Origin of the sequence: Aminobacter sp. BE322, assembly GCF_050433525.1 — a bacterium.
Taxonomy (GTDB): domain Bacteria; phylum Pseudomonadota; class Alphaproteobacteria; order Rhizobiales; family Rhizobiaceae; genus Aminobacter.
This window is the reverse complement of the sequence record NZ_JBNPXB010000021.1, coordinates 53,122-61,304: the sequence shown is the minus strand read 5'-3', so window position 1 is coordinate 61,304 and position 8,183 is coordinate 53,122. Positions and strand designations below refer to the sequence as shown.

Below are 8,183 nucleotides of genomic sequence, written 5' to 3'. Positions count from 1 at the left end.
CGAGTAGCGAGTAGCGAGTAGCGAGTAGCGAGTAGCGAGTAGCGAGTAGCGAGTAGCGAGTAGCGAGTAGCGAGTAGCGAGTAGCGAGTAGCGAGGGTTCGCCGAGACGGCCGAACGGTCAAGCTTCCCCTATTCGCTACTCACTACTCGCTATTTTCTCAGAACGGCAGCTTCATGCCGGGCGGGATCGGCAGGCCGGCGGTCAGCGCCTTGGTCTTTTCCTGCATCGCCGCCTCGACCTTGGCCTTGGCGTCGTTGTGGGCGGCGACGATCAGGTCCTCGAGGATCTCGCCCTCGCCTTCCTTGACCAGCGACGGGTCGATCTTCAGCGACTTCATCTCGGACTTGCCGGTCAGCGTCACCTGCACCAGGCCGCCGCCGGACTGGCCGGTCATCTCAAGCAGCGCGATCTCTTCCTGCATGGCCTGCATCTTGGCCTGCATTTCCTTCGCCTTGCCCATAAGGCCGAGGAGATCCTTCATGGTCTTGTCCTTTTCGTCTCAGAACGGGTCGTCGTCGTCATTGTCGAGGCCGACGCCCGGGTCGGGCTGCGGTTCGACGTCGGTGTCCGCATCGGCCGCCTCGGGCGTCGTCGGCAGGCGCACGTCGATGATCTTGGCGCCGGGAAAACGCGCCAGGATCGCGGCCACCGTCGGGTCGGCGCGCGCATCGGTCAGCGCCACCTCGCGCTTGTTGGCCTCGATCTCGGCGAGCGTCGGCCCGCCTTCCTCGCGCGACAGCGACACCATCCAGTGACGGCCGGTCCAGGCCTTCAGCTTGACGGTCAGGTCGTTGAGGAAGGTTCTCGGCGCATCGGCCGTCAGGCTGACTTCCATATGCCCCGGTTCGATGCGGACGGGCCGTACGACGCGGCGGATCAGCACCTTGAAGGCCATCTCGCGGTTCGATTCGGCGAGATTGGCAAGGTCGTTGATCGACTTCACCGGTACCGCATCGGCCACGGGCTCGGGTTCCGGTTGAGGCGCCGTGAAGGCCACGGGCGCGGGCGCGCTTTCCACCAGCCGCATCGCCTGGCCGCCGCCATTGGTCACCGGCATGCGCGCCTGCGACACGGCGGAGGCCGCGGGACCGCCATTGCCGCCGCCGGCGGGCATGCCGCCGTTGCGGGGGCTGCCCGATGGCTGCTGTGGCGCGTCGCCGAGCGACTTCAGCGCCTCGTCCAGCGTCGGCAGGTCGGCGGCGTGCGCGAGCCGGATCAGCACCATCTCGGCGGCACTCACCGGCCGGTTCGACGACTGCACCTCCGGGATGCCCTTGAGCAGCATCTGCCAGGCGCGGGCCAACACCCGCACCGACAGGCTCTGGGAGAATTCCAGGCCGCGCCTGCGCTCGTCCTCGGACAGCGAGGCGTCGTCGGCCGCCGACGGCACGAAGCGCAGGCGGGTGACGAGATGGGTGAATTCGGCGAGGTCGTTGAGCACGGCCACGGGGTCGGCGCCGGTGTCGTACTGGGCCCGCAATTCGCCCAGCGCCGCTGCGATGTCGCCCCTCATGACGTTCTCGAACAGGTCGACGACGCGGGCGCGATCGGCAAGGCCGAGCATGGCGCGTACGGCTTCCGCCGTCACCCTGCCGCCGCCATGGGCAATCGCCTGGTCGAGGATCGACAGCGAGTCGCGCGCCGAGCCCTCGGCGGCGCGGGCGACCATGGCGAGCGCCTCGTCCTCGACCTCGATGGCTTCCTGCTGGGCAATGTTGCGCAGATGGCCTACGAGCTTGCCGGCGTCGATGCGGCGCAGGTCGAAGCGCTGGCAGCGCGACAGCACCGTGATCGGCACCTTGCGGATCTCGGTCGTGGCGAAGATGAACTTGACGTGGGGCGGCGGCTCCTCGAGCGTCTTCAGCAGGCCGTTGAAGGCCTGCGTCGAGAGCATGTGCACCTCGTCGATGATGTAGACCTTGTAGCGGGCCGACACCGGGGCGTAGCGGACACGGTCGATGATGTCGCGGATGTCGTCGATGCCGGTGTGGGAAGCGGCGTCCATCTCGATGACGTCGACGTGGCGGCCTTCCATGATCGCCTGGCAGTGTTCGCCGGGAACGGTGAGGTCCACCGAGGGACGGTCGATGTCGGCGGTCTTGTAGTTGAGCGCGCGGGCGAGGATGCGGGCTGTCGTGGTCTTGCCGACACCGCGGACGCCGGTCAGCATCCAGGCCTGGGCGATGCGGCCGGTGGCGAACGCATTGGTCAGCGTCTGCACCATCGGCTCCTGGCCGATGAGGGCCGAGAAATCTGCCGGGCGGTACTTGCGCGCAAGGACGCGATAGGCGCCGTCCTTGTTCTTGTTGGTCTGTCCGGCTTCGCTCATCCGCCCCGTTCGCCCGTTGGTCCTGGCGCCCCTGCCCGACCGCTGTCGGGTCGATTCCGCGAGCGAGTTTCGCCCGCACGGCTGGACGCCGTCAATGACGCGGAGAAGGGCGAAGAGGCGGGAGGCTGGAACAATGACCCGTTCCGGGCTCGTTAGGGCTGCTTCCTTCCGGACCTGACCCGGTTGGCGAGTGGATCGTCCACCACCAACCTCCCAACCTCCATATCGGCAATTGCCGCGCCAATTGCAAGAGCCAAGGCCAAGGTGAGCCAAAGCGCCTCAGAAACCTCGTGCGCCGAGGGCCCAGAGGTAGGCAACCGTCGCCGCGCATCCCAGGGCGGTGCGCACGGCGTGCAGCGTGCCCCAGCGCATGATGAGCGTCCGCGAGGCCGTGCCGGCATCCGCGCTCGCGATCGCCTCGATCTCCTTGTTGGTGGGCAGGATGACCAGCAGCGTATAGGGCCAGTTGGCGAGCATCAGCACGGCACCGACGATCCAGCGCCAGTCGACCGCGAGCCACGCCGCGAGCAGGCCGAGAAGCCCCGACGCCACGGCCAGGCTCGCCTGCATGGCAAAGCCCCTGGCGTAGCTCGGCTTCCACTCATCGAGCAGATTTTTGTCGTCGAGTCCGAGACGGGCAGGCTGTTCGGCGAAATTGATGTAGAATGCCGCTCCAGCGAAGGCCGCCGCGCAGGCGAGTGCGATCTGACCGGCCAACATCGCGCACCTCCGTTCAGTGCATTCCACACCATATCGCATCGGCGCATTGCATGGCATCCAATCTCAATGATTCGCTTGCAGCCATTGCAGGCACGCTCTAGCTTTTGGAAAAACAAGGGAAACGCCAATGATGTCGGGGCTCAAGGCCGGGTTTGCGCTGGATTCGCGTCTCGACACGGACAGCGAGCCGCTGATGTGGCTCGGGCTGTGCGAATTGCGTGTCATGAACGACCAGCGCTGGCCCTGGCTGATCCTGGTGCCGCAACGCCCCGGCATCGAAGAGATCCACGACCTGACCCCGCTCGACCAGGCCATGCTGACCTTCGAAAGCAACATGGTGGCGCACGCGCTCAAGCGTGCGACCGGCTGCGCCAAGATCAACAGCGGCGCGCTCGGCAACGTCGTGCGGCAACTGCACTTCCATGTGGTGGCGCGCTCGGAGGGCGATCCCGGCTGGCCCGGCCCGGTCTGGGGCCATGGCGTGCGCGAGCCATATCGGCGCGACGACCTGCACCGGTTTGCCGAAAGCATCAAGGCTGCCCTATAACGGCACCCTCCGACCCGACACCCCCAGAGTCCACCCAATGCCCTTCAGCCTGTTCAGCGCGCCCGAGCGCGAAGCGAGCCATTTTCTCGGCTTTGCCGGCAATGTAATCGAACGCCAGTCGGAAAAGCGCAGCGACGATGCCGCCCGCCTGGCGCTGACGGAGCCGGAAGCGCGGCTGCTGCTGATCGCGCCGGGGCGCCTGCTGCTCGACTTCGGCAATGGCGCGGCAAATCCGTATTTCACCCTGGCTGCGGCGCAAGCGCTGGAAACCGCGCTCGACGAGGCCGTGCTGCTCGGCCGCGCGGACGGCTCCGCCATGCTTGCCGTGCCGGCCGCCGCGGAAGGCGAGAGCCTGCCCGAGCGGTTCAAGGCGATCGACTTCCGCTCGATACACGCCCAGGGCCTCATCGACGGCGCCGGCCTCGGCGCCCTGGCGCAAGGGGCAGCACTCCTGGCGTGGCACGCCAACCACCGCTTCTGCAGCCGCTGCGGCGCCGCCACCGAAATGCGCGCCGGCGGCTACAAGAGGGTCTGCACCGGCTGCGCCGCCGAGCACTTTCCGCGCACCGATCCGGTGGCGATCATGCTGACGGTATCCGGCGACAAGTGCCTCCTGGGGCGCGGCCGGCATTTCGCGGCCGGCGTCTACTCGGCGCTGGCCGGCTTCATCGAGCCCGGCGAGACGATCGAGGCCGCGGTTCGCCGCGAGACCCTGGAGGAGGCCGGCATCCGCCTCGGCCGCGTGGTCTACCACGCCAGCCAGCCCTGGCCGTTCCCCTATTCGCTGATGATCGGCTGCTTCGGCGAGGCGCTCAACGAAGACATCGTGCCCGACACCGCCGAACTCGAGGACTGCCGCTGGTTCCCGCGCGAAGAGGTCCGGCAGATGCTCGCCGGCACGCATCCGGCCGAGCTCAAGGTGCCGGCGCGGCACTCCATTGCGCATCATCTCATCCGCGCCTGGGCAGACGAGACCCCGGATACCTGACCGGAGTCAGATATCCGCTTGCCGCCGACGATATATCTGACTATAGTCAGGTAATGACCTCGTCCCAGATCTCCCGCATCCGCAGTTTCAATCGCGCCGTGACCCGCCGCGTCGGCGCCCTGGAAGACAGCTATCTGAGCCGCGGCCGGCCGCTTGGGCTCGCCCGGCTGCTCTTCGAGATCGGCCAGGATGGCGCCGCGCTCGGCGCGTTGCGCGCGCGGTTGGGCCTGGATTCCGGCTATCTCAGCCGCATGCTTCGGCAACTCGAGACACAAGGCCTCGTCGACGTCGCGAAACTCGAGGCGGACGCCCGCGGCCGGCGGGCGACGCTGACCGAGCGTGGTCTTGTCGAGTACCGGGCCTATGAAGCGCTTTCGGACGATCTCGCGAATTCCATGCTCGCGCCTTTGTCGGAGCAAGCGCGCGAGCGCCTGGTGACGGCCATGGGGGAAGTGGAGCGGCTGCTCGCGGCCGCCTCGATCACCATCGAGGAGGAGCCGGCCGACAGCGACGACGCGCGGCAGTGCCTCATGAGCTACTTCGAGGAGCTGGCAGCCCGCTTCGAGGAGGGGTTCGATCCCGGCAACGGCGGAACGGCAGGCGTGGAGGAGTACCGCGCGCCGAAGGGCAGCTTCGTCGTCGCCCGCCTCGACGGCGAGGCGGTCGGATGCGGGGCAGTCCGCATGCTCGACGAGAGCACCGCCGAGATCAAGCGCATGTGGGTGGCGCAGTCTGCCCGCGGCTTCGGCCTCGCCAGCCGCATGCTCCACCGTCTGGAAGCGGTCGCCGCCCGGCTCGGGGCGCGCTCGGTCCGTCTCGACACGAACCGGACGCTGAAGGAAGCGCAGGCGCTGTACAGGCGCGAGGGGTACACGGAGATCGCCCGCTTCAACGACAATCCCTATGCTGACCACTGGTTTTCGAAGCAGCTTTGAGCATTTTGCAGCCAGACGAAATCGTCTGGCGTCGCACAAATGCGGCCAAGAAAAACAACCGGAGCGGCGGAATTGCATTCGTCAGAATGCCCGCCGCCCTACCGCCGGGCTCGCCCGGCCGTCGCCGCCTCAGTCGGCGACCTTCCACTCGTCGCGCGAATCGCTCGCTGGATAGACGCCGAGAATGCGGACCTCGCGCGAGAAGAACCTGAGTTCCTCCAGCGCGTGCGCGACGCCCGGATCCTCCGGGTGGCCCTCGATGTCGGCATAGAACAGGGTCGCGGTGAAGGCGCCGAGCTGGTAGCTCTCGAGCTTGGTCATGTTGACGCCGTTGGTGGCGAAACCGCCCATCGCCTTGTAGAGGGCCGCCGGCACGTTGCGGACGCGGAAGATGAAGGTGGTCATCATCTTGGCGTCCGGGCTCGGCCGTTCGACCCATTGCTTGCTCTTGGTCAGCACCACGAAGCGGGTGACGTTGGTGTCGGTGTCCTCGACGTTCTCTTCGAGGATATCGAGGCCGTAGAGCGAGGCGGCGAGCCGCGGCGCAAGTGCCGCCATCGTCCTGTCCTTGACCTCGGACACCAGCTTGGCGGCACCGGCCGTGTCGCCGGCCACCATCGGCTTCCAGCCGTTCTTGCGGATGTATTTGCGGCACTGGCCGAGCGCGTGGATGTGGCTGTGCACGGTCTTGATCTCGGCGCGCTGCACGCCGGGCAGCACCATCAGCTGGAAATGGATCGGCAGGAAATATTCGCCGACGATGTGCAGCTTAGATTCGGGCAGCAGGTGATGGATGTCGGCGACGCGCCCGGCAATCGTGTTCTCGATCGGGATCATGGCGAGGTCCGCCTTGCCGGTCTCCACCGCATTGAAGGCGTCCTCGAAGGTCGCGCAGGGCAGCGGCTCCATGCTCGGGAACATGTTGCGGCAGGCGGTATCGGAATTGGCGCCCGGCTCGCCCTGGAAGGCAATCTTGTTGGTCGTCGTCGGCATGGTCGGCCTGTCTGCTCTATTGGGAAAGGATTTCGCGGGCGCGTTCGAGATCTTCGGGCGTGTCGACGCCGAGCGGCACGGACGAGACGATCTCGGCATCGATGCGCATGCCGGCCTCGAGCGCCCTCAGCTGCTCCAGCCGCTCGCGCTTCTCCAGCGGCGACGGGCCGAGCTTGACGAAGCGCTCGAGCGCTTCGCGCCGGTAGGCGTACAGCCCGATGTGATGGAAGAGCGGCCCGTCGCCCCAGGGCGCCGTCGCGCGGGTGAAATAGAGCGCCCTGAGCCGGCCCGGCGAAAGCGGCGAGCCGACGATCTTGACGACGTTCGGGTTGGTCTTTTCCTCGTCGCGGGTGATCTCGACGCCGAGGGTTGCGATGTCGACCGAGGCATCCTCGAACGGCCGGAAGGCGGCGCGGATAAGCTCGGGATCGATGGTCGGCAGGTCGCCCTGGACGTTGACCACCGTCTCCACCTCGCCCTTCGGGTCGAGCGCCTGCAGCGCCTCGAAGATACGGTCCGAGCCCGACTCATGGTCGGCGCGCGTCATCACCGCCTCGAAGCCGTTGGCCCTGACCGCCGCGGCCACCGCCTCGGTGTCGGTCGCCACCACGACGCGGCCGAGGCCGCTTTCGGCGGCGCGGGCGGCGACATGCACGATCATCGGCCGGCCGGCGATGTCGGCCAGAGGTTTGCCCGGAAGGCGCGTGGAAGCCATGCGGGCGGGGATCAGGACAAGGGTCTGCATGGCTCGGGCTGCTGTCTCAAAATGCTCTGGAAAGTGTCAAAACGTCTCACTGGAAGCGCCCTTATATGTGTTGCAACGGACAAGCAAAAGACCTAGTTTCCGCGCGATTTGACCCGGCCCCGGCCGGGCGCTAGACGATACCGACGAACGGCGACGGTCGCAGAGGACGGCGAACCGGCCGGATAAGGGAGCCAGGGGCGTATGGACTCATTCGAATTCAACAAGGTGCTCGGCGCCCTGCTCGGAACGGCCTTCGTGGCCTTCTCGATCTCGATCGTGTCGGACTCGATCTTCGCCTCTCCGGTCCCGGAGAAGCCGGGCTTCGCCATCGAGGCGGCCGAAGAGGGCGGCGCAGCTGAAGGCGGCGGCGCAGCCGCTCCGGCCGCAGTGCCGATCGCCCAGCTGCTCGCGGCAGCCAATGCCGAGGCGGGTGCGGCCGTGTTCAAGAAGTGCGCCGCCTGCCACTCCATCGAAAAGGGCGGCCCCAACAAGGTTGGCCCCGACCTCTGGGGCGTCGTTAACCGTCCGATCGCCTCGCACGAAGGCTTCGCCTATTCGGGCGGCATGAAGGAGTTCTCGCAGGGCGGCTCGGTGGTCTGGGACTTCGAGCACCTGAACAACTTCCTGACCTCGCCCAAGGCCTACGTCAAGGGCACCGCGATGGGCTTCGCCGGCGTCAAGAAGGACGACGAGCGCGCCAACCTGATCGCCTATCTGAACTCGCAGTCGGACAGCCCGGCGCCGCTGCCCGAGGCCGGCGCTGCCCCGGCCGCTACGCCTGCCGCCGCCCCGGCCGAAGGTGCCGCTCCCGCCGCCCCGGCCGAAGGCGCCGCTCCGGCTGCCCCGGCCGAAGGCGCAGCCCCTGCACCGGCCGCCAAGTAAGCAAATCGTCGCTTCGCATCTTGAAAAAGCCGGGTTTCGCCCG

The 8,183-nt window shown here is 67.3% G+C and carries 9 protein-coding genes and 1 other RNA gene; 4 read left to right on the top strand and 6 right to left on the bottom strand.

From position 1 onward, the window contains the following. Window positions 1-158: 158 nt before the first annotated feature. The 4 genes from J2X50_RS22000 to J2X50_RS21985 form a co-directional block, all read right to left on the bottom strand. On the bottom strand, window positions 159-482 hold the full coding sequence (locus tag J2X50_RS22000) for a YbaB/EbfC family nucleoid-associated protein (RefSeq protein WP_429098055.1): 324 nt from the start codon (window positions 480-482) through the stop codon (window positions 159-161). Window positions 483-500: 18 nt separating this feature from the next. Then, window positions 501-2,330 carry a DNA polymerase III subunit gamma/tau gene (locus J2X50_RS21995; protein ID WP_429098054.1) on the bottom strand — a complete coding sequence of 610 codons (1,830 nt, stop codon included), beginning with the start codon at window positions 2,328-2,330 and terminating at the stop codon, window positions 501-503. Window positions 2,331-2,447: 117 nt separating this feature from the next. Beyond that, window positions 2,448-2,544, bottom strand: an RNA gene (ffs, locus tag J2X50_RS21990) — signal recognition particle sRNA small type. A gap of 65 nt (window positions 2,545-2,609) precedes the next feature. Then, window positions 2,610-3,050: a DUF1772 domain-containing protein gene (locus tag J2X50_RS21985; protein ID WP_429098052.1), complete on the bottom strand. Its 441-nt coding sequence runs from the start codon at window positions 3,048-3,050 to the stop codon at window positions 2,610-2,612. Between the two features lie 127 nt (window positions 3,051-3,177). On the opposite strand from J2X50_RS21985, the gene J2X50_RS21980 reads away from it, so the two are divergent. The 3 genes from J2X50_RS21980 to J2X50_RS21970 are packed head-to-tail and all read left to right on the top strand — an operon-like array spanning window position 3,178 to window position 5,520. Beyond that, a complete protein-coding gene (locus J2X50_RS21980) occupies window positions 3,178-3,597 on the top strand; it encodes an HIT domain-containing protein (RefSeq protein ID WP_429098050.1) in 420 nt (139 codons plus the stop codon). 37 nt (window positions 3,598-3,634) lie between these two features. Beyond that, complete coding sequence (gene nudC, locus J2X50_RS21975) at window positions 3,635-4,585, top strand: NAD(+) diphosphatase (RefSeq protein ID WP_429098048.1); 951 nt, start codon at window positions 3,635-3,637, stop codon at window positions 4,583-4,585. A gap of 53 nt (window positions 4,586-4,638) precedes the next feature. Continuing rightward, on the top strand, window positions 4,639-5,520 hold the full coding sequence (locus J2X50_RS21970; RefSeq protein ID WP_429098047.1) for a bifunctional helix-turn-helix transcriptional regulator/GNAT family N-acetyltransferase: 882 nt from the start codon (window positions 4,639-4,641) through the stop codon (window positions 5,518-5,520). Window positions 5,521-5,649: 129 nt separating this feature from the next. Here the strand turns inward: J2X50_RS21970 and J2X50_RS21965 are convergent, their stop codons facing one another. Both J2X50_RS21965 and J2X50_RS21960 read right to left on the bottom strand, forming a co-directional pair. Beyond that, on the bottom strand, window positions 5,650-6,513 hold the full coding sequence (locus tag J2X50_RS21965) for a prephenate dehydratase (protein WP_429098045.1): 864 nt from the start codon (window positions 6,511-6,513) through the stop codon (window positions 5,650-5,652). Between the two features lie 16 nt (window positions 6,514-6,529). Next, on the bottom strand, window positions 6,530-7,258 hold the full coding sequence (locus J2X50_RS21960) for a 3-deoxy-manno-octulosonate cytidylyltransferase (RefSeq protein ID WP_429098044.1): 729 nt from the start codon (window positions 7,256-7,258) through the stop codon (window positions 6,530-6,532). 201 nt (window positions 7,259-7,459) lie between these two features. Here J2X50_RS21960 and J2X50_RS21955 point away from each other — a divergent pair, with 201 nt between their 5' ends. Further along, window positions 7,460-8,140 (top strand): c-type cytochrome, encoded by a 681-nt coding sequence (locus J2X50_RS21955; protein WP_429098042.1) that lies wholly within the window; start codon window positions 7,460-7,462, stop codon window positions 8,138-8,140. Window positions 8,141-8,183: the final 43 nt, after the last annotated feature.